This window comes from Methylocaldum gracile (genome assembly GCF_053646815.1).
Genome location: NZ_CM132196.1, coordinates 2,608,436 through 2,627,146, shown reverse-complemented (window position 1 = coordinate 2,627,146; position 18,711 = coordinate 2,608,436). Strand labels below are relative to the sequence as shown.

20 protein-coding genes are annotated in these 18,711 nt (G+C 52.9%); 10 read left to right on the top strand and 10 right to left on the bottom strand.

Going from position 1 to position 18,711, the window contains the following annotated elements; translation table 11 throughout:
* Window positions 1–536: 536 nt before the first annotated feature.
* Both ACWJJK_RS11605 and ACWJJK_RS11600 read right to left on the bottom strand, forming a co-directional pair.
* Window positions 537–734: a hypothetical protein gene (locus ACWJJK_RS11605; protein WP_240502448.1), complete on the bottom strand. Its 198-nt coding sequence runs from the start codon at window positions 732–734 to the stop codon at window positions 537–539.
* A 289-nt stretch (window positions 735–1,023) separates the two neighbouring features.
* Window positions 1,024–1,203: a four-helix bundle copper-binding protein gene (locus tag ACWJJK_RS11600; RefSeq protein WP_276205387.1), complete on the bottom strand. Its 180-nt coding sequence runs from the start codon at window positions 1,201–1,203 to the stop codon at window positions 1,024–1,026.
* Window positions 1,204–1,690: 487 nt separating this feature from the next.
* On the opposite strand from ACWJJK_RS11600, the gene ACWJJK_RS11595 reads away from it, so the two are divergent.
* Window positions 1,691–2,107, top strand: coding sequence for a DUF4383 domain-containing protein (locus tag ACWJJK_RS11595; protein ID WP_077729495.1), 417 nt, complete (start codon window positions 1,691–1,693; stop codon window positions 2,105–2,107).
* Window positions 2,108–2,212: 105 nt separating this feature from the next.
* On the opposite strand, the gene ACWJJK_RS11590 is transcribed toward ACWJJK_RS11595, so the two are convergent.
* Together ACWJJK_RS11590 and ACWJJK_RS11585 are read right to left on the bottom strand one after the other, a co-directional pair.
* Window positions 2,213–2,974 (bottom strand): universal stress protein, encoded by a 762-nt coding sequence (locus ACWJJK_RS11590; protein WP_086134773.1) that lies wholly within the window; start codon window positions 2,972–2,974, stop codon window positions 2,213–2,215.
* A complete protein-coding gene (locus tag ACWJJK_RS11585; RefSeq protein WP_077732575.1) occupies window positions 2,967–5,393 on the bottom strand; it encodes a Lon protease family protein in 2,427 nt (808 codons plus the stop codon). The genes ACWJJK_RS11590 and ACWJJK_RS11585 overlap by 8 nt, the downstream gene beginning before the upstream one ends.
* A gap of 431 nt (window positions 5,394–5,824) precedes the next feature.
* On the opposite strand from ACWJJK_RS11585, the gene rdgC reads away from it, so the two are divergent.
* Window positions 5,825–6,751, top strand: coding sequence for a recombination-associated protein RdgC (gene rdgC / locus ACWJJK_RS11580; RefSeq protein WP_454128097.1), 927 nt, complete (start codon window positions 5,825–5,827; stop codon window positions 6,749–6,751).
* Window positions 6,711–7,763 (top strand): L,D-transpeptidase family protein, encoded by a 1,053-nt coding sequence (locus ACWJJK_RS11575; protein WP_240502655.1) that lies wholly within the window; start codon window positions 6,711–6,713, stop codon window positions 7,761–7,763. The genes rdgC and ACWJJK_RS11575 overlap by 41 nt, the downstream gene beginning before the upstream one ends.
* Here ACWJJK_RS11575 and ACWJJK_RS11570 read toward each other — a convergent pair.
* Complete coding sequence (locus tag ACWJJK_RS11570) at window positions 7,742–8,014, bottom strand: oxidative damage protection protein (protein WP_077732573.1); 273 nt, start codon at window positions 8,012–8,014, stop codon at window positions 7,742–7,744. The genes ACWJJK_RS11575 and ACWJJK_RS11570 overlap by 22 nt on opposite strands.
* A gap of 88 nt (window positions 8,015–8,102) precedes the next feature.
* The gene (gene mutY, locus ACWJJK_RS11565) at window positions 8,103–9,152 is read right to left on the bottom strand and encodes an A/G-specific adenine glycosylase (protein ID WP_077732572.1); all 1,050 of its coding nucleotides are present in this window, start codon (window positions 9,150–9,152) and stop codon (window positions 8,103–8,105) included.
* Between the two features lie 197 nt (window positions 9,153–9,349).
* Between mutY and lptM the strand changes: the two genes are divergently transcribed.
* The 6 genes from lptM (at window position 9,350) to ACWJJK_RS11535 (ending at window position 14,279) form a co-directional block, all read left to right on the top strand.
* Entirely contained in the window at window positions 9,350–9,475 is a 126-nt protein-coding gene (lptM, locus tag ACWJJK_RS11560; protein WP_077732571.1) for an LPS translocon maturation chaperone LptM, read from the top strand.
* Window positions 9,475–10,722, top strand: a complete 1,248-nt coding sequence (lysA, locus tag ACWJJK_RS11555; RefSeq protein WP_454128096.1) for a diaminopimelate decarboxylase — start codon at window positions 9,475–9,477, stop codon at window positions 10,720–10,722. The genes lptM and lysA overlap by 1 nt, the downstream gene beginning before the upstream one ends.
* The gene (gene dapF / locus ACWJJK_RS11550; protein WP_086134768.1) at window positions 10,722–11,552 is read left to right on the top strand and encodes a diaminopimelate epimerase; all 831 of its coding nucleotides are present in this window, start codon (window positions 10,722–10,724) and stop codon (window positions 11,550–11,552) included. The genes lysA and dapF overlap by 1 nt, the downstream gene beginning before the upstream one ends.
* Window positions 11,549–12,262: a DUF484 family protein gene (locus ACWJJK_RS11545; RefSeq protein ID WP_077732568.1), complete on the top strand. Its 714-nt coding sequence runs from the start codon at window positions 11,549–11,551 to the stop codon at window positions 12,260–12,262. The genes dapF and ACWJJK_RS11545 overlap by 4 nt, the downstream gene beginning before the upstream one ends.
* Window positions 12,263–12,267: 5 nt before the next feature.
* Window positions 12,268–13,191: a tyrosine recombinase XerC gene (gene xerC / locus ACWJJK_RS11540; RefSeq protein ID WP_086134767.1), complete on the top strand. Its 924-nt coding sequence runs from the start codon at window positions 12,268–12,270 to the stop codon at window positions 13,189–13,191.
* Between the two features lie 62 nt (window positions 13,192–13,253).
* Window positions 13,254–14,279 carry a DUF2333 family protein gene (locus tag ACWJJK_RS11535; RefSeq protein WP_434112647.1) on the top strand — a complete coding sequence of 342 codons (1,026 nt, stop codon included), beginning with the start codon at window positions 13,254–13,256 and terminating at the stop codon, window positions 14,277–14,279.
* Window positions 14,280–14,417: 138 nt separating this feature from the next.
* Here the strand turns inward: ACWJJK_RS11535 and rsgA are convergent, their stop codons facing one another.
* Both rsgA and ACWJJK_RS11525 read right to left on the bottom strand, forming a co-directional pair.
* Window positions 14,418–15,365, bottom strand: coding sequence for a ribosome small subunit-dependent GTPase A (rsgA, locus tag ACWJJK_RS11530; RefSeq protein ID WP_086134766.1), 948 nt, complete (start codon window positions 15,363–15,365; stop codon window positions 14,418–14,420).
* Between the two features lie 8 nt (window positions 15,366–15,373).
* Complete coding sequence (locus ACWJJK_RS11525; protein WP_156881196.1) at window positions 15,374–16,618, bottom strand: M48 family metallopeptidase; 1,245 nt, start codon at window positions 16,616–16,618, stop codon at window positions 15,374–15,376.
* A 172-nt stretch (window positions 16,619–16,790) separates the two neighbouring features.
* Between ACWJJK_RS11525 and orn the strand changes: the two genes are divergently transcribed.
* The gene (orn, locus tag ACWJJK_RS11520) at window positions 16,791–17,336 is read left to right on the top strand and encodes an oligoribonuclease (RefSeq protein WP_086134764.1); all 546 of its coding nucleotides are present in this window, start codon (window positions 16,791–16,793) and stop codon (window positions 17,334–17,336) included.
* Between the two features lie 52 nt (window positions 17,337–17,388).
* Here orn and ACWJJK_RS11515 read toward each other — a convergent pair whose 3' ends face one another.
* Window positions 17,389–18,162, bottom strand: coding sequence for a response regulator (locus ACWJJK_RS11515; RefSeq protein WP_156881195.1), 774 nt, complete (start codon window positions 18,160–18,162; stop codon window positions 17,389–17,391).
* A gap of 161 nt (window positions 18,163–18,323) precedes the next feature.
* Window positions 18,324–18,617 (bottom strand): zinc ribbon domain-containing protein, encoded by a 294-nt coding sequence (locus ACWJJK_RS11510; RefSeq protein ID WP_077732561.1) that lies wholly within the window; start codon window positions 18,615–18,617, stop codon window positions 18,324–18,326.
* Window positions 18,618–18,711 lie beyond the last annotated feature (94 nt).

Here is an 18,711-nt window from a genome sequence, read left to right as displayed (position 1 = left end):
CCCTGGAATCGTGGTAGACGCATGGTAGACAGTACGATTCAAACAGCTTCAAAGACAGTCGGATTTATTATGTCATGTAAGCGACTGATTGCAAGCATGTTTTATGTCTCTTTCAAACTTGGTAGAGCTCGGTAAAACAGCCAAAAACAGGACTCTTAATCCGTTTGTCGTAGGTTCGATCCCTACATGGCCCACCAATTAAAACAAAGGCTTGCAGTAATGCAGGCCTTTTTGTTTTCGGGTTTTCAAAAATTCCCAAAACTCATCTCTTGTCGGAATTTAACCGGGCCTCATTTTTGAAACCTCTCCGCCGTGTCCTACCGGTAATTTGGAGCATCTCCAGCTTTAGGAGCAAGGTTTTCCTGATCTATCCCAATCCAGGCATTGTTCGAAATTGCCGAGAGTCACATTCGAATTTCGATAGTACGAACTGTTGTAGGCATGCTGAATCTCCGCTAATCTCACGCTGTTAAGGTAACGGAGTTTATAGCTATGGCCCCCATGAAATGTCCCGCGTGCGACTCGGAGATTCCCGATCAAGCCAATGCTTGTCCACATTGCGGGCGGGCTTTAAAAGCAGCTCCAATACGCAGCTTGAGCGGAAAATTGCAGGCGATCGGCACCATTCTGGTTGCAGTCAGCATTCTTGCGATGATGGCCGGTACCTGGTGGGGAGCCGCGTTGCTGTTTCCTGGCGCGGCTTTTTTCATAATCGGTCGGGTGTTGTAGTCCATTCCTTTTCGACGCTCCCTTGACACACGATCGCTACGCGTCAGCCTCCATGAATAGGCGTCCAGGAACCGGTGAGTGGTCGTGAATTTTCTCAGTGGTCGGTCGAGAGCGGCATGAGAGTAATCGCTCCGAGCCATAAGCTGAGGAGCCTAAGCTCTCCAATTTACGCACACGCTTAGCTACCGCTCTCGTACGGTGATGATGACAAATTGCGCTTGACGAGCGGCATGCTCCGGAAATGCGGGCTCCGATGGTGTAATTTCAGTCGGACTATCTAAAACCCAAAACCCATCATTCAACACCTGCTTCTTCGGCCATAGCCTGACAGGCGTCAGCACAGCTTCGGCAAGTTTGCGCGCATGCCTGCATTTGGGGGTCATTCTCGAATTGCTCACAACTGTCCCCGCACTGTTCGCATGTTTCTGCGCAGACTTCGCAGGTTAACGTGTGAAGCTCTGAACCGCGGAGCATGAAGTTCGCACTGGTTTGGCAAATTTCGGCACAATCCAGGAGGAGTCGAATATGATCGGCTTCCGCATGCGGCCCTCCTTTTTCCAGACAGTGGGTTACCGTTTCCAGGCATATAGAATGGCAATCCAGACACTGCTCGATACATGCTTGCATGGAGCCAGTTGAAGATGCTTCTTGAGTCAGCATATCGGCACCTCTCAAACTTCGAGTTAACGGTGTAGTTCAAAATAGGATGCTGCCATGAGATTCACTTTTGAATAGGTAAGAGTACGCAAGCTGCCGTCTCGGTCTTCAAATGGTCAAAAGACACGCCTTAAAGCCTGAACTAGCGATTTTTCGAAGGCTCTAATTGACAACATAAGCTTTTCTCGGACTAGCAGTGCGAAATGAAAAATACCGCGCTGCCGCCTTTCAGAGAGGCAATATTTTATGTCCGAGGATAAGTAAGGTAGCGAGTGTTTTATCCTGATATTGAAGGAGATGTGTCATGGTTCAGACTTTCGCGAAAGTGTTTGGCATTGTGTACCTGATAATCGGTATTCTTGGCTTTATCCCGGGCCTTGTACAGCCGATAGTAGGAGGTCCTCCATTGGCTATAGAAGCTGGCTACGGCAGATTGTTTGGCCTCTTTCCGGTTAATCTGATTCACAACTTGGTACATATCGGCGTTGGAGTCTGGGGTATTCTTGCCGCCCGGAGTATTCCTAGGGCCGTGACCTTCGCGCGAGCCAATGCGATCCTCTTCGGTGTGTTATTCCTGTTGGGGATTATTCCGGCAACGAACACACTGTTCGGGTTGGCTCCAATATACGGTATCGACGCCTGGTTGCACCTATTGAGCGCAGCGGTAGCCGCGTATTTTGGATTTGCCGGTGCAGCACGGGTACATGCTTGGCATACGTGAAGCTTGGATAGTGAATCGTAACGGGCAATCACTGAACGAGCGGTCGCGAAATGGAATCGCGACCGCTCGTAATTTGCATCTTTATACTACCGGCATAGCCGCGATTCAAACCAGGACGACGGGGCAAGCGACGATCTCCGAAATGGCTTTGCTGAAATCGCCGTTTTGACGTTTGACTACCAATAAGCGGCAGCCAGTGCGCTGCATCGAACGCAGTAAATTTGGAGCATCAAGCGGGCGGACGGAAACAAACTGCGCGGCTGCGCTTTGAACACAGCTTTCCAACGCCAACCTTTTTAATGCCTCGGATTCGGCCTCAGTCTCTGCCGGAAGGGCAACATTAAGTCGGCTTGATTCGAGCTCGGCCAACTCGACAGCCATCCGTAAGGCGCGCTTAGCTTCCATAGATCCGTCGAATACAACCCAGATAGGGAATGTAGAGATCTTCTTCTTAACGCCGCTTTTATACGGCTCGGTTCTCTTGGGAAGGAAAACGACGTCAACCTGCTCGATCTGTGACATGACGGCGGAAACGAGATGTCCGCGCACTGTCCGGAAACTTACGTCAATTCGCAGGCGTTGATTCAGCCGGTACAACGTTTGCTGAATTTGTTCGGTGCTGGAGCGCAGGGTGCGCATCAGGCGTGGCAAATCGACTTTACGCTCGGCCGCGCAGATGCGATCAATCTCTATCGCGAACGGAAGCTCGGCCAAATTGATTAAGTTCGTCTCTTCCACATAAACTGCAATCAACTGCGCCTGCTTTCGTGCGGCGAGATGCGCCGCCAATTCGAGAATACCGATATCATGGCGCAGCACGTTCAAAGCAACCACGACTCGTTCGGAGATGGGAGCGTCTTCAGCCATAGCTTTGATTCTCTCCGGCTCTTTCTTGACTCCTGAACTCCTTCTGGATATCGATCCACTCCCTGAGGCGTTGTTCGATACGCCCGTTAATGCTATCTGGCGGGAATGCGCCTGTCACGTCACGTTCGCCGGCCGGCTTATCCATGAGCAGCTCTAAAGCCTGATCTACCGTGTCCACCGCGTAGACGTGAAATTTGCCCGATTCCGCGGCTTTGACTACATCCTGCCGCAGCATGAGGTGTTTGACGTTGGCACGGGGAATGATCACTCCCTGTTTTCCGCTTAGGCCAATCGAGGCGCAAATGTCAAAAAAGCCTTCGATCTTTTCGTTGACCCCGCCAATAGGTTGAACTTGTCCATTTTGATTGACCGAACCGGTTACCGCCAGCGACTGGCGAATCGGTAAATCGGCCAGTGACGATAAAATCGCACTGAGTTCCGCCAAGGACGCACTGTCGCCCTCGACCTGGCCGTAGGATTGTTCGAAGACGAGGCTGGCGGTCACTGAAAACGGCCGGGTCTTAGCATAACGATGTGCTAGGAAACCGGACAAAATCATCACACCTTTGCTGTGAATGGCGCCGCCCAGTTCGCTTTCCCGCTCGATGTCAAGAATTTTGCCGCTGCCCAACCGAGTGGTGGCGGTAATGCGGGACGGCTGGCCGAATGAAAAATCACCCAAACTGATTACGGACAAGCCGTTGACCTGGCCAACCACCGCGCCTTCAGTGTCGATGAAAATCGTTCCGCGTCGAATGTTTTCATAAACTCGCTCGCGGAGCCGGTCAGCCCTACGGATCTGGTGATCGATGGCGGCCTGCACGTCGTCCCGAGTGATGATCGCGCGCTGTACCTGTGCCGCCCAGTGGTCGGCTTCCTTGAGAAGATCGTCCAGGCTGCGCAAATGGGTGGATAATTTCTCCGAATCTTCCACCAAGCGAGCCGCATGTTCCACTACCCGGATTACCGCTTCCTTGTCCAGCGGGCGCAACTGGTTTCTCCGCGCCAGGCTGGCGATAAGCCGAGCGTATAGTGCATTGCCGTCGGCATCTCGATCGATCGTTTCTTCGAAATCCGCCGAAACTTTGAAAAGCTCGCGAAATTCAGGATCGTAAACATTGAGCAAATAATAAAGAACGCGATCCCCGATCAAAATGATCTTGATATCCAGCGGAATCGGTTCCGGCTCCAGGCTCGAGGTACTGATTACGCTTAGCGCACGCTCCAAAGATTCGATACGGATTTCGCGCGACTGAAGAATGCGTTTCAGGCTGTCCCAAGCGAACGGCTGCATCAGCACTTTGCGAGCGTCCAGGATCAAATAGCCGCCGTTGGCGATATGCAAGGCGCCTGGTTTGATCATTGTGAAATCGGTGACCAAAGCGCCCATGTAGGCTTGGTATTCAACCCGTCCCACCAGATTGTTGTGACTCGGCAAGCTCTCGAAGACGACTGGGGCATATTTGCACTCGCTATTGTCGACCAATAGGTTCACCTTATAGCGCAGAAAAGGACTTGGCCGCGGCGCATGCCCGATCAACGTCGCTATGCCACCTTCCTGCTTCGGGAAAAAATCTTCCGCGTGATCGATGATTTCCCGTTGAGCTTCATTCAGATACTGAACGACTCCGGGAATGGCTTCGTAACGGGCTTTCAAATCGTCCATCAAATGGTTGACGGCAAACTCGGCAATTTCTCGATTCAGCGTTTTCAGCTTTTCCTTTGCTTCCTTGCGCCACACCGGAAATTGCTTCAACAGCTTTTGCAACTGCTGACGCAAATCCGTTACCGCCTCCTGAATCTGTTCCTGCTGATGCTCCGAAAGCTTTTGAAATTGCTCGGGTCCGAGCACTTCGCCTTTTTCGTCCACCGGAGCAAACGCAAATCCGGTAGGCGTTTCGATTAAAGCGATGCCGTGCTGCAAAGATTTTCGGCGTAACTCATTTAGAGCATTGATCTCGCGCTCCTTTGCTTCCTCCTCGATTTCTTCTGCGCGACCGCGGTATTCTTCACCCTCGAACGTCGCCGGAATGACGGTACTGAGTTCCTCGATGACTTGCTCCATGTCCCGGGCGAAGCGGCGCCCCTGACCGGCCGGCAATCTCAAGGCCTTGGGCTTCGAAGCTTCGCCGAAGTTGTTGACGTAGCACCAGTCGTCGGGTACCGGCCGGTTTTCAGCTTCGCGGCCGACGATTTCCTTAACCGCCGCCAGCTTCCCGGATCCGCTCGGACCTAGAGCGAAAATGTTGTAGCCCTTCTGGACGATGGAAATGCCGAACTGAATTGCATCCAGCGCTCGCTCTTGGCCTATCACGACACCGATATCGGCCAACTCGTCGGTGGTGGAGAAGTCGAATTCCTGTGGATCGCACGCTTTGTAGAGAACGCTCGCTGGAAGAGACTGTCGGTAGTAGCCCATAGAATTACTCAACTCTTCAAAAGGATGGTCGAAAAAATAGTCGGATATTTCAATAAGGCCGGCAATCACTCATGGCTCAGCATGAATCCGAGATGATTTAAATGCCGATTTTTCCAACTGATTCCGGAAAGCTAGAATTCTCGAACAAAGATCAGCATGGAACTCACAAAATAGTTAGGACTGGATGGCGTCAATTAATTCCCGAATTTGACAAGCCGATTCCGAGGGCATTTTCATCAATCATAATGTAGTGCGACGAATGATAATGAAGATTCTGACATCCAATGACAGGCCTGATCTTCCGCTCTACATGTAACGAATATACTTTAGGTCGAGTTTTCAGACTGATTTAAATGGCGATTAAACGGTATTGATGACAAAAAACGCGCCAATCGCCATAATTCGCCCCTTTTGGTTGCCGCTTCCGAATTATGTGGTTTAAGAACTTATCTTTATTACGTTTTACAGAACCTTTCGATCTTGACGTCGCAGAGTTCGAGCAAAAGCTCGATCAACGCCGCTTTCGTCCTTGCGGGAGTCTAGAGCCCGTCAGTTACGGCTGGTGCGCACCGCTCGGCAAGGATACTTTTCCCCTGGTCCACGTCACCAACGGATTTGCGATGGTGTGTGTTCAAAAGGAGGAAAAAATCGTTCCTGCCTCGGTAGTTAACGAAATCCTCTCGGAGCGGGTAGCCGAAGTCGAAGACCGGCAAGGCCGGCCGATGCGACGGAAAGAGCGGGACGCGCTACGCGATGAGGTGATGCAGGATTTACTGCCTCGCGCCTTTAGCCACAGCCGGCGCACCTATGCCTACATTGACCCGAAGGGCGGCTGGCTTGTTGCAGATAGCGCCAGCGCTAAGAAAACCGAGGAAATTGCTTCGCTGCTGCGTCAGTGTCTTGGTTCTTTGCCAGTGGTTCCTCCTGCGACCCGTGAGCGGCCCAGTGCTATCATGACCCACTGGGTTATGGATGCCGACTTGCCGTCGGATATCACTCTGGAAAGCGAATGCGAGTTGCGATCTCCGGAAGAAGACGGCGGTATCGTGCGCTGCCGCCGCCACGATCTGAGCGCACCGGAGATTCAAAATCACATTGAGGCCGGTAAAGAGGTCATCAAATTGGCTATCACTTGGAATGACCGTCTAAGCTTTGTTCTCGACGAGGCGTTTGGCATCAAGAAACTCCGTTTTCTGGACCTGGTACAGGAAGATGCGGCGGATATCGAAACGTCCGATCCGGTAGAACGCTTCGACGCGGATTTTGCAATCATGAGCCTCGAGTTAGCGACATTCTTGCCACGCTTCATCGAGCTCTTTGGCGGCGAAAACCTTCAAACGAAACAACCTGTGGTGTAGGAAAAACGCAATGTTGCTGAAAACAATCGAATTGGCGCGCATCAAGAGACGGGGGGCGGCCTGGCTAGCGATCGCGCTCATGCTTGCTGCCCCGCTCAATTCTACAGCGGAGGTGTTCGCACTTCCGACGGACGGTAGCGATCTAATCGGCGAGATTCGGTATACGAAGGCGAAGCATGAAGATACGCTCATCGATATTGCGCGGGAGTTCAGCGTCGGTCAGGACGAAATCGTCATGGCCAATCCGACCGTCGACCGCTGGTTGCCTGGTGACGGTAAGGATGTATTGATCCCACGCCAATTTATCCTTCCCGATGCGCCACGTTCCGGCGTTGTCATCAATATTCCGGAAATGCGCCTTTACTACTATCCGGCTCAGCGGAAAGCGAAAGCGATACAAGTCGTTAGCTATCCGGTGAGCATCGGCCGAATGGATTGGCGCACTCCCTTGGGCGCCACCAAAATTGCGCAGAAAGTAAAGGACCCGGTTTGGGTACCTCCGGAAACCATCAAGCAAGAACACGCCCGGGACGGGGATATTTTACCGGACGTGGTCCCAGCGGGACCTCTGAATCCGCTCGGCCGCTTCGCCATGCGGCTTGGCGTTCCGGGCTACCTTATCCACGGCACCGGCACTGACAAGGCCTACGGCATCGGAATGCGAGTCACTCACGGATGCATTCGAATGTATCCAGAAGATATCGAGCGGCTTTTTCCGCTCGTCAATGTCGGTACCCCGGTCCATCTGGTCAACCAGCCGGTCAAGCTGGGCTGGTCGGCAGGGATTTTATATATGGAAGTCCATCAGCCGTTGGACGAAGACCGCATGACTTACGAACAGTTGCTCGACTCGGCTATGGATTTGATTGAGAAGAAAACGAAGGGTCGCGAGATCATTCTCGATGGCGCAGCGCTAAAGCAAGCGCTGCAGCAGCCAACTGGTATTCCGGTCGCTATCTCCAAACCGTCTGAGCCGATTCCGGAGCCGATTCAGACTTTGGGCGGCACGTAGCCTTCAGGCATCTGAGCTCCGCCGCCGAATAGAAATTTCTCGCGCTCCTTCGCCAGGAATCGTCGTGCTTCGGGCTCGAATGGTGTGAGCCGGTGCTCATTGATCAGCATGGTCTGGAGTTTGAGCCAATCCTGCCATGCCTGAGCGGAGATATGGTCGAAAATCCGCTGCCCTTCTACTCCAGGGAAGGGCGGTTTCTCCAAGCCTTCGGCCTCGACTCCCAAACGTGCACATTTAACTCGTCGCGTCATCAGTTACCTCGTAATGATCAGCACTATAGAAACCCAATTCGACTCGTTCCGCGCCATCCGCGCCCATTGAATTCGCTTGAATTCGCAGCTATCGATCCTGGCCGGCAATCTCGTTTACCAGTTTCAGTACCGGCGCCGGGAGCCCGATCGTTTTATCCGGTGTAAGCCATCGATAGAGCGATGGTTCGCTGATTCCGTAGTACTCGGAATGTGTGCGAGCCACCAGCGGAACAAAATCAAGGTGATAATGGGAAAAAGTATGCCGGCGCTGCGGGAGGCGCTCAAGCTCAAAACAATCGATATGCTGTTTCGTGCACCAAGCATATACGTCCTCTTCGCTATCGAACTCCGGCAAGCTCCAAAGACCTCCCCAAATGCCGGTATTCGGACGCTTTTCCAGGTAAAGCTCGCCACAGGCGTTTCTTAACACCAACATAAAACATTGTCGGACAGGTAGGGTTTGTTTTGGTTTCGGCGCTGGGATGGCGTCGACTCGCCCCGACTGAAGTGCCACGCAGTTCGCGCTGATCGGACAGGCGGAACAAACCGGTTTCCGCTTGGTGCATACGGTTGCTCCCAGATCCATCATGGCTTGGTTGTAGTCGGCGATACGGAGCGAAGGCGTCAATTCTTCGCTGAGTTGCCATAATCTCGCGAGAATCCGGGTGTCTCCAGGCCAGCCTTCGATACCCTGATATCGGCATAAAACCCGTTTGACGTTGCCATCCAGGATGGGTGCACGAATACCCGATCCGAGACTCAGGATCGCTCCAGCCGTAGAGCGTCCGATGCCGGGCAGAGCGCTCAATTCCTCGAGAGTGACGGGCAACTGTGCGTCGTGCTGTTCCACGATTATCCGCGCCGCCCGGTGTAGGTTACGAGCGCGCGCATAGTAGCCGAGCCCGGCCCAAAGTGCGATAACCTCGTCCAAGGATGCCTGGGCGAGCGCGTCGACAACAGGAAAATGGCCTACAAAACGCTCGAAGTACGGGATGACCGTTACGACTTGGGTCTGTTGGAGCATGATTTCCGAGATCCAAACCCGATAAGGTGTTCGGTCGACTTGCCAGGGCAGTTGCTTGCGCCCGTATCGATCGAACCAGGCAAGTACGGTCGCCCGGAATAGTTCATTTTGCATACGCGTGTAAGACGAGTGATTGAACGGCTGGTTTCAAATTTCAGGCGTCCGCAGATTTTTCCGGAACGGACGCTTGAAGCTTCGGTCAGTCTTCCTTTGCATAAACGATATAAGGCGGTCCGTGCATTGGGCCGCCCCCATTTTTCCATTAGAATAAGCAAGATTATTGTCGACAAGACGCAGCAAACCGAAAAATCATGTCTCTTTCGTTTCGAACACTCCTCCCGCTGATTTTTTTCAGTCTCGTCCTCTCCGCTTGCGGCCAGAAAGGACCACTTTACATACCCAGCGAAGATCCTGCTTCGAAAGAAGAACAGCGCTGATGGATTATTTCAATTATCACGACGGTACGTTGTACGCCGAGGATGTGTCCCTGCCTGCCATCGCAGAGCGTTACGGGACCCCCTGCTACGTCTATTCGCGTGCCACGATCGAACGCCACTGGCGGGCTTTCGACGACGCTTTCGCCGGTGAGCCACATTTGGTCTGCTATGCGGTGAAAGCCAATTCCAATCTGGCGGTGCTGAACGTCTTAGCGCGCCTGGGCTCGGGTTTCGATATCGTATCCGTCGGCGAATTGGAGCGGGTACTGGCGGCGGGCAGCGAGCCGGCGAAGATCGTTTTTTCCGGAGTGGGCAAGCGCGAAGATGAACTACGCCGCGCTCTGGAAGTCGGTATCCGTTGCTTCAACGTTGAAGTTCCGGGCGAACTGGATCGGTTAAATCGAATCGCCGGAGAACTCGGTGTAAAAGCTCCGATCTCGCTGCGCGTGAATCCGGACGTGGACGCTCTTACGCATCCGTACATTTCTACCGGGCTTCGGGAAAACAAATTCGGCATCGACGTCAGCGAAGCACTGCATCAATATCGGCGTGCAGCCGATATGCCGCATCTCGAAATTACCGGCATCGACTGCCACATTGGTTCTCAGCTGACGTCTGTCAGGCCCTTCCTCGATGCTCTCGATCGAGTTCTGGCGCTTGTCGATACCTTGAAAGAGCAGGGGATCAACCTCCATCACTTGGATTTAGGGGGAGGTCTAGGCATACGCTACCGCGATGAGCAGCCGCCCGAGCCTCGCGAATACGCGTCTGCGCTGTTGGGACGGCTCGCGCAAACGGATTACGAGATTCTCATCGAACCCGGCCGCGCGATTATCGGCAATGCCGGCGTTTTGCTGACCCGCGTGGAATACCTGAAATCCAATCAGGAGAAAAACTTCGCCATCGTCGATGCCGCTATGAATGACCTCATTAGACCAGCGCTCTACGATTCGTGGCAGGAAGTCGTGCCGGTCCGAACGGCAAGCAGCGTGGACAAAAAACGCTACGATATCGTCGGACCCGTTTGCGAAACCGGCGATTTTCTCGGCAAAGAGCGCGAGCTTTCGATCGCCGAGGGCGATCTGCTGGCAGTCCGTTCCGCAGGCGCGTACGGATTCAGCATGAGTTCAAATTACAATTCCCGCCCCCGGCCCGCCGAAGTCATGGTGGATGGAGGCCGGACTCACCTGATCCGAGAGCGGGAGACCACCGCGCAACTTTTTCAGGGCGAGCACGTAGTAGACTGATGGCACTGAAATTCACCAAAATGCATGGGCTAGGCAACGACTTCGTTGTTATCGATGGCGTGCGGCAGAGCGTTTCATTGACGCCGGAAAAGGTCCGTCATATTGCAGACCGACACTTTGGAATCGGCTGCGATCAGGTGTTGGTCGTTGAAGCCCCGATCAATTCAAACGCCGATTTTCGCTATCGAATCTTCAATGCGGATGGCTCCGAAGTAGCGCAATGCGGAAACGGTGCCCGCTGCTTTGCACAATTCGTTCACGATCACGGCATGTGCGACAAAAGCGAAATCGTAGTCGATACGGACGCCGGTCAATTGTGCTTGCTCCTTCGAGATAATGGACTCGTGACCGTTAACATGGGAGTTCCCAGGCATGCTCCTGCCGAAATCCCGCTGGACATTCCGGATGAGGCCGTTCTTTATGAGGTGATGGTGGGTGGAAACCCGCGGCTGTTCGGCGCTGTATCGATGGGCAATCCGCACGCCGTGCTCAAGGTCGGTGATGTAGATCGTGCGCCGGTCGAAACCGTAGGACCGCTATTGGAAAACCATCCGATTTTTCCGCAACGCGCAAACATCGGCTTTGTCCAGATCATCAACCGACATCACATTAGGCTCCGAGTTTTTGAGCGCGGTTCCGGAGAAACCTTGGCTTGCGGCAGTGGAGCTTGCGCCGCAACAGTTGTTGGCATAGAGCAGGGAGATTTGAGCAGTCCGGTGCAAGTTGATCTCCCTGGCGGGTCCCTTAATATAACTTGGGAAGGACGGGGGAGGCCGGTGTTCATGACTGGACCGGCCGTTCGCGTGTTCGAGGGCGAAATCGAATTATGAGCTTGATTACTCCAAAGGCGCCAAAGCGTCATAAAGAAACGACTATCTCCGCTGACGAAGTGGAGGCCTATTTGCGCCAACATCCCGATTTTTTTTACGATCAATTGGATTTGCTGGAAATGCTGAAGGTGCCGCATCCCTGCGGGGAGGCAGTTTCCCTGGTGGCGCGCCAAATTTCGCTATTGCGGGACAGCAATCGGCAACTTCAATCACAGTTGAACGATATCTTGCAAATCGCCCGCGATAACGATGCCTTGCATCAGCGGATTCATCAATTGACGCTGACGTTACTCGATGCTGCGACTCTAGACGACACTTTAGGCAGTCTGACGTGGTGCCTGCACGAGTATTTTCAAGCCGACTTCGTCACGGTAAAAATTGTGCAGCCATCCATCGAAAGCCCAATCGCCGGCCTTTACGTGCCCTCCGACGACGTTGGGCTAGTTCTTTTCGCATCGGTCTTGGAGACTGGAAAACCCTACTGCGGAAAGCCGGACCCGGTTCATGCCAAATACATGTTCGGCAACAACGCCTCCGGCGTGCTCTCATACGCACTGATACCCCTGCAACATGCAGGACTTAAGGGATTGCTCGCTATCGGCAGCCGTGACGCAAGCCGATTCCAAACCGGTATGGGACTACATTTTCTCGGGCAGTTGGGGGAGGTCGTTTCCGCCCGACTGGCATCTTTGCTTAGCGAAGCGACGTAATCTTGATGCAAAAAGACGCGGAACAGCAGGTTACCGATTTTCTCGATGTTCTGCGATTTCAGCAGCGGGTATCCCCACATACTTTGGCCAATTATTCACGCGACCTAGTGCAGCTAAAGCGATACTGCGACGTTCATGGCATACCGTGCTGGGACGCTTTAATCCCTCGGCATGTTCGGGACCATATCGCTTCCCGTCATATCGAGGGGCTGAGCAGCCGGAGCCTTCAACGAGAACTGTCGGCGATCCGCAGCTTCCTCAATTTTTTGGTGAAACGACGCCAAGTTCCGGACAACGTCGCACGCGGAATACGTCCTCCCAAATCGCCGCGGAAACTGCCGGCGCTATTGGATGCCGATCAAATGACGGGGCTCTTGGAAGGTGAGCAAGATGACGAACTGGAGATTCGCGATGTGGCCATGTGGGAGCTTTTCTACTCCTCGGGCCTACGATTGAGCGAACTGGTTTCGCTCGAAATTCAAGATCTGGATTTGAACGCTGGATCCATGCTGGTTAGGCACGGTAAGGGACAGAAGTCTCGCATCCTACCGGTCGGTCAATGCGCTTGCCAAGCCATCGAGCGCTGGCTGGTCTTGCGATCTCGCTACGCGCACGCCGGAGAGAAGGCGTTGTTCGTCAGCAAGAGAGGGAACCGAATCGCCGGTCGAACGGTTCAGTTGCGCCTTGAACGCTGGCAACGCAAGCTGGGCTTGCCTGAACACGTGCATCCGCACATGCTCAGACATTCGTTCGCGAGCCACATACTGGAGTCCAGCGGAGACTTGCGGGCCGTGCAGGAATTACTTGGACATGCCAATCTCAGTACCACGCAGATATACACCCATCTCGATTTTCAGCATTTGGCGGCCGTATACGATCAGTCACATCCTCGTGCGAAAAGGCGGCGTCCGGGTTCTTCTGTGACTTAAGCAGAACCTTTACGCTATAATGGTTTGATTCGGGGAACCGCTAAAGGGCTTTATTCATGTCAGTGCCAGAACAAACCGAAAGTCGGCCGGAATCACTCGGTTCGCGAATTAAGGGAGTATTCACCCCCAAAACGACGACCGAAAAAGGGCTCATTTGGGTAATCGGTGCGTTAGCGGTTGTGGTCGTGCTGATTTTCGTCGCCGTTTCATGGTACTGGAGTAAAGAACCCAGTAAGTTCGACGTACTCGAAATAGCCGCAAGGCACGGGAATGTCAAGAATCCAAAAGAATTGCCTCTCGGATACACGTATGCCTCCGCTCTTGTGCAAATCGGGGACACGTTGCTAAGGAAACCGGGCGGTCTTTTGGTTAACGACGTCTTTCCACCCGGGGTTTTGTTGGACAACATTCCTTCCTGGGAGTACGGCGCTCTTACGGCGTTGCGCGACGCGACCACGGCACTCCGTAACCATATCGCACGGGCTCAAACCCAGTCACGAGAAGATCCGGATCTGGCAAGAGCCGAGCCTTTTTTCTATTTCGATCACAAATCGTGGCAGCTGCCTTCATCCGAGTCGGAATACGAAAAAGGAATCGAGGCACTTGAAAGTTACCGCTTGCGTTTGATGAAACGTGACGCGAACTTTTATTCCCGTGCCGACAATCTGCGCCAATATTTAGAGGTGTTGGAAAAACGGTTGGGTAGCCTTTCCAATCGTTTAAGTGCCAGTGCGGGCGACACCAGGCAAGTCAGTGCCGATGAGCGTCGTACCGTCGTCACCAGGACGCCTTGGCTGATTATCGACGACGTTTTCTTCGAAGCACGCGGCTATACTTGGGCGGCGATGCATATTCTCAAAGCCATCGAGTTCGATTTCAGGGACATTCTCGGCAATAAAACCGCTTCGGTGACGCTGCAGCAAATTACTCATGAACTCGAGGATGGCCAAGCCACATATTTGAGCCCGGTCATTCTAAACGGTGGCGGTTTTGGCTTATTCGCCAATTATTCACTCACTTTGGCTAACTACATTGCTAGAGCCAACGCCGCGACTATCGACTTGCGCAGTCTCCTCCAGCAAGGATAATTGTCGTTTTGGACTCGGTCACGCTTCCACGCGGCACAGTAAAGGCCTTGCGGCTAATCGATCGACGATACCCCTCAAAAAATGCCTGAACATCCGAACGCGTAAGAGCCCCAAGTTACAGGCAGTTTTCGACTTCCGCTATGGTCTTTGCGATGGCGGAAGCTTTTCAATGAGCTTTAGATAGCGCTCATAGCGAGCATAGGGCAGGGCGCCGGTCTCCGCTGCTTCCCGCACGGCGCAGCCTTTATCATTGATATGCCTGCAATCGTTGAACCGGCAACGGGGTATCCACGGACGAAACTCCCGAAAGCCCGATGCCAGGTCACGAATGCTCATTTCAGCCAGACCGAAGACCGAGACTCCCGGACTATCGATGAGGTCTCCCCCATCTGGAAGATGGTAAAGGGTTGCCGTGGTCGTCGTGTGCCGACCCAAACTCGTCTTTTCCGAAAGCGTTCGTGTCTGGAGTTGCCTATCCGGTAATAGCGCATTCGTGAGCGATGATTTGCCTACGCCCGATTGTCCGACCAGCATGCTGCATTGTCCGATAAGCTCTTTTCGCAACTCGGAGAGCCTTTCGCCGGTCCTGACGCTGACTAGAAAGGAGTCATAGCCGATTCCGTGATAATCAGCCAATAAGCCTTCCCCCACCGCCTGGCTCGGGAGTAGGTCGACTTTATTGAAGATAATTGCTGCGCGGAGATCTCGGCGCTCGCAAGCGGCCAGATATTGATCGACCAATAACCAATCGGGTTCCGGTTCGGCGGCAACGACCACGAAAACCCGATCGAGATTGGCGGCCACCGGACGTATGGTTTCGTTATGGCCAGGGCGGGTCAGTACGTTTCGGCGGGGTAGAATTTCCACAACCCGCCCTAGATTCCCTTCGCTCGGCTCCCACAACACACGATCTCCCACTGTGGCGAAGCCCAGGCGCCTCCGGGTGTGGCAAAGGATTATGTCACCCGGTGATCCTTCGACGGCCAAGCCTTGGCCTAGGTGAGCGATCACGAGCCCCTCACGGAACGGAGAGCCCGGAGCAGCAGATTTTGACGTAACGGTTCTGCTATTCCGCCCTCTATTCATCTGCAGTCTTATGAAGACTTGGCCGACAAGTTAGCGATACGAATCGACGCGGGGGGATGGCTGTAATGGAAGGCAGAATACAAGGGGTCCGGCGTCAAGGTACTGGCGTTGTCGCGATAGAGCTTGACGAGGGCATTGATGAGATAGATCGGCCTGGTGTAATAAGCCGCGAAGTCGTCTGCTTCGAACTCATGGCGTCGTTGAAAATAAGCGATGATCGGTTGCAAAAACGTGGCGAATACCGGTGCGATCAGCATAAATAGAAGAAGCGCAAGAGCATTCGATTGGCTGCTTACCCCAAGGCCACTGTAAAACCAGTCCTGTCCACTTAGCCACCCCAGCAGGGCGAAGCCGGTAAGTGTAATCAGCGCGCTCGCAACAAGCATTTTCAATACGTGCTTACGCCGAAAATGGCCTAACTCGTGAGCCAATACCGCCTCCAACTCATCATGATTTAGAGAATTGATCAGGGTGTCGAAGAAAACGATACGCTTGTTGTCTCCAATTCCAGTGAAATAGGCGTTTCCATGCCCGGACCGACGTGAGCCGTCCATTACAAAGATACCCTTGCTTTGAAAGCCGCACCGGTCCAGCAAAGTTTCGATGCGCTTTTTCAGCGTCTCATCTTCGAGCGGCGTGAACTTGTTAAACAAAGGTGCGATGAAAGTAGGAAAGGCCCAACTCATCAGAATGGAAAACCCCATCACGATCGACCACGCCAAGAGCCACCAATAATTTCCCACGCTCTGCATGATCCACAGTATCAAAGCGAGCAAAGGTCCGCCGATAGCCAAACTCAACCCGGTTTGGAGCAATAGATCGGTGATGAACTGTTTGGGCGTATTGCGGTTAAAGCCGTAGCGCTCCTCGATCACGAAAGTTTGATAGAGGCTTATGGGCAGCTCGAACAGGTTGATCAAAAGCATCGTCGAGAGAATCACGGCGATCCCCGTAACGAGGGGGGACAACTCGAAGCCCGCCCAAAATCGATTCACGACGTCGATGCCGCCACCGAGTGTAAACAGCAACAAGATCACCAAGCCGACTATTCGATCGACGTTTGCCAAGCGCGCTTTATCTATCGTGTAATCTGCCGCTTTCCGATGCGCCTCTAGCGAGATGGTGTCTTTGAACGCGTCGGGAACCGCATCCCTATGAGTGCGGACGTAAGCCAACTGCCGATGCGACAGCCACCACTCGATAGCAAAGGCAAGGGTGAGCGTCACGAGAAATAGGACAGTGAACATGTTCATCGGATTAGGGGCTTGGTTTCTCTATATCGGCTTTACAGCTTAGCCTTTGGTAAAATCCCTGACAAGATTTCTCGGTTAATGACTCCCTTAGCTCGCCGTTTTCATGCGAAGCTTAGAGCATAACTGCGATGAGCCCCATCATCATCATTCCCTCCATAATAAAGGAACGTTCATGGCGCAAGATTCACAAAACCTCATCTGGGTAGACTTGGAGATGACCGGCCTCGACACTCAAACTGACCATATTATCGAGATTGCGACGGTGGTGACCGACAAAGATTTGAATGTTTTGGCTGAGGGGCCGGTATTGGCGATTTTTCAAAGCGATGGAGCGCTTGCTCGCATGGACGATTGGAACAAGAAACACCATGGGGAATCCGGATTAATCGATCGGGTCCGGGAGAGCCGCACGGCCGAATCGGATGCCGAAAAGCTTACGCTCTCATTTCTGCAACAGTGGGTACCCGCCGGAGCATCGCCGATGTGCGGCAACAGTATCTGTCAGGACCGGCGGTTCCTCGCACGATGGATGCCGGAATTGGAAGCTTATTTCCATTATCGTAATCTCGATGTATCGACTCTGAAGGAGTTGGCGGGGCGCTGGGCACCACATCTCAAAGAAGGATTTAGAAAAAAGAATTCGCATCGGGCTCTCGACGATATTTTGGAATCGATTGCAGAACTCCAATACTACCGGAAATACCTCTTTAAGCTTTGAGGCATATTCCCCGCCGTTGGATTTACAAATGCTTGTGCCGAGAAAAATCTCTTCACGAATTATTCAATGCACCTACGAGACCCATTTTCTTTGAGAGAAACGCTCCGATCTCGCATTCCATTGCCCGGAGATACTCGCGAAGGGTGTCACGCGACGGTGATGCCACCAGAGCGGTTTCTAATTCGCTAGCTGCCTTTCTGATGCCAAACAAACCACAGAAGCTCGCTGATCCGTTGATCTTGTGGGTAATTTCTCTGGCTTGGCGGTAATTATCATCACAGAGTGCTTTTTCCACGTCGGCTAGCTGTTCAGGCAGTTCTTGAGCCAGTCTAAGCATGAGCTTTTCGGCTAGTGCCCGGTTACCACCGGTTTTTTCGATGATCGCATTGAGATAAAGATCATACGAATCGGCAGAGGGTAGGGTGGTGCGAGGTGATGGGCCTGCACTGACGCCCAGCCAGGTGTCGATGACTCTCAAAAGCTGGTCTTCCAAGATGGGTTTGATCAGACAGTCGCAAAATCCAGCTTCGAGAATCTCCTTTCGCTGTTGAGGAAGCGCATGGGCGGTAACTGCGATTATCGGCGTATTTCGATTAAAAAACTCAGCGTCCATCCGAATGGCTTGTATTACGTCGAAGCCACTTACTCCCGGCATGCGCAGATCGAGAAAAATCAAGTCGAAATAGTGTGTCCGGATTTTCTCGACTGCCTTGATGCCGCTGCCTGCTTCGATGACATGCGCGCCCAAATCGGAAAGCTGCGTTGTCAGGAGAATGCGGTTGATCTCATTATCATCGACAACCAGGAAGTTCTTTTGGCGGAACACCCCAAGGCCCTTCGCGTAGATTTATGACAGGATAATCAAAGCAGGGTTCAAGAATAAGTTAGCCGGTCGAATGAGTTCTGGCAGACGGATCGAAAATCGATGTATTGAATTAAAAGCGCCGAGATAATCTGGCGAAATTATTTTCGCGGCTTACCGAACACCTACAAACCGAGAATGATCGCGACCATAAGGAGGGTCATGAAAACGCCTATAGTCGTGAGAATCGCCCCTTGAACCTTCTTCGCCTCATCCATCAGGCCCATTATCCCAAAGACGAGGCCAACCGGAGGCACAAACAAGGTGGCAACAATCAAACCGCTCATCATCAAGAGATTCCAAGGCTCGCCTGCCACGGTTTTGCCTTCGACGTCTCCGACGCTGTCGACCGGATGGCCACACCCCGTACAAACCACTGCTTTGTCTTTAATCTCTTTTCCGCAATGTTGACAATACATACATGCCCCAGAACTTGTCTTTATGTCTACCTGTCAGAAAGCGCCTTTAACTTCTTTAAGGCGTCTGCTTTATCGAGAATTATGGAATCGAGAG

Excerpts from the sequence above, each read along its gene's own strand:
- ACWJJK_RS11570 (WP_077732573.1), bottom strand. The coding sequence starts at position 8,014 with ATGACGCGACGAGTTAAATGTGCACGTTTGGGAGTCGAGGCCGAAGGC.
- lptM (WP_077732571.1), top strand. The coding sequence starts at position 9,350 with ATGTCTCTTTCGTTTCGAACACTCCTCCCGCTGATTTTTTTCAGTCTC.
- ACWJJK_RS11585 (WP_077732575.1), bottom strand. The coding sequence starts at position 5,393 with ATGGGCTACTACCGACAGTCTCTTCCAGCGAGCGTTCTCTACAAAGCG.
- ACWJJK_RS11510 (WP_077732561.1), bottom strand. The coding sequence starts at position 18,617 with ATGTATTGTCAACATTGCGGAAAAGAGATTAAAGACAAAGCAGTGGTT.
- ACWJJK_RS11600 (WP_276205387.1), bottom strand. The coding sequence starts at position 1,203 with ATGCTCCGCGGTTCAGAGCTTCACACGTTAACCTGCGAAGTCTGCGCA.
- orn (WP_086134764.1), top strand. The coding sequence starts at position 16,791 with ATGGCGCAAGATTCACAAAACCTCATCTGGGTAGACTTGGAGATGACC.
- mutY (WP_077732572.1), bottom strand. The coding sequence starts at position 9,152 with ATGCAAAATGAACTATTCCGGGCGACCGTACTTGCCTGGTTCGATCGA.
- xerC (WP_086134767.1), top strand. The coding sequence starts at position 12,268 with ATGCAAAAAGACGCGGAACAGCAGGTTACCGATTTTCTCGATGTTCTG.
- ACWJJK_RS11605 (WP_240502448.1), bottom strand. The coding sequence starts at position 734 with ATGGACTACAACACCCGACCGATTATGAAAAAAGCCGCGCCAGGAAAC.
- ACWJJK_RS11590 (WP_086134773.1), bottom strand. The coding sequence starts at position 2,974 with ATGGCTGAAGACGCTCCCATCTCCGAACGAGTCGTGGTTGCTTTGAAC.
- lysA (WP_454128096.1), top strand. The coding sequence starts at position 9,475 with ATGGATTATTTCAATTATCACGACGGTACGTTGTACGCCGAGGATGTG.
- ACWJJK_RS11525 (WP_156881196.1), bottom strand. The coding sequence starts at position 16,618 with ATGAACATGTTCACTGTCCTATTTCTCGTGACGCTCACCCTTGCCTTT.
- rdgC (WP_454128097.1), top strand. The coding sequence starts at position 5,825 with ATGTGGTTTAAGAACTTATCTTTATTACGTTTTACAGAACCTTTCGAT.
- rsgA (WP_086134766.1), bottom strand. The coding sequence starts at position 15,365 with ATGAATAGAGGGCGGAATAGCAGAACCGTTACGTCAAAATCTGCTGCT.
- dapF (WP_086134768.1), top strand. The coding sequence starts at position 10,722 with ATGGCACTGAAATTCACCAAAATGCATGGGCTAGGCAACGACTTCGTT.
- ACWJJK_RS11545 (WP_077732568.1), top strand. The coding sequence starts at position 11,549 with ATGAGCTTGATTACTCCAAAGGCGCCAAAGCGTCATAAAGAAACGACT.
- ACWJJK_RS11595 (WP_077729495.1), top strand. The coding sequence starts at position 1,691 with ATGGTTCAGACTTTCGCGAAAGTGTTTGGCATTGTGTACCTGATAATC.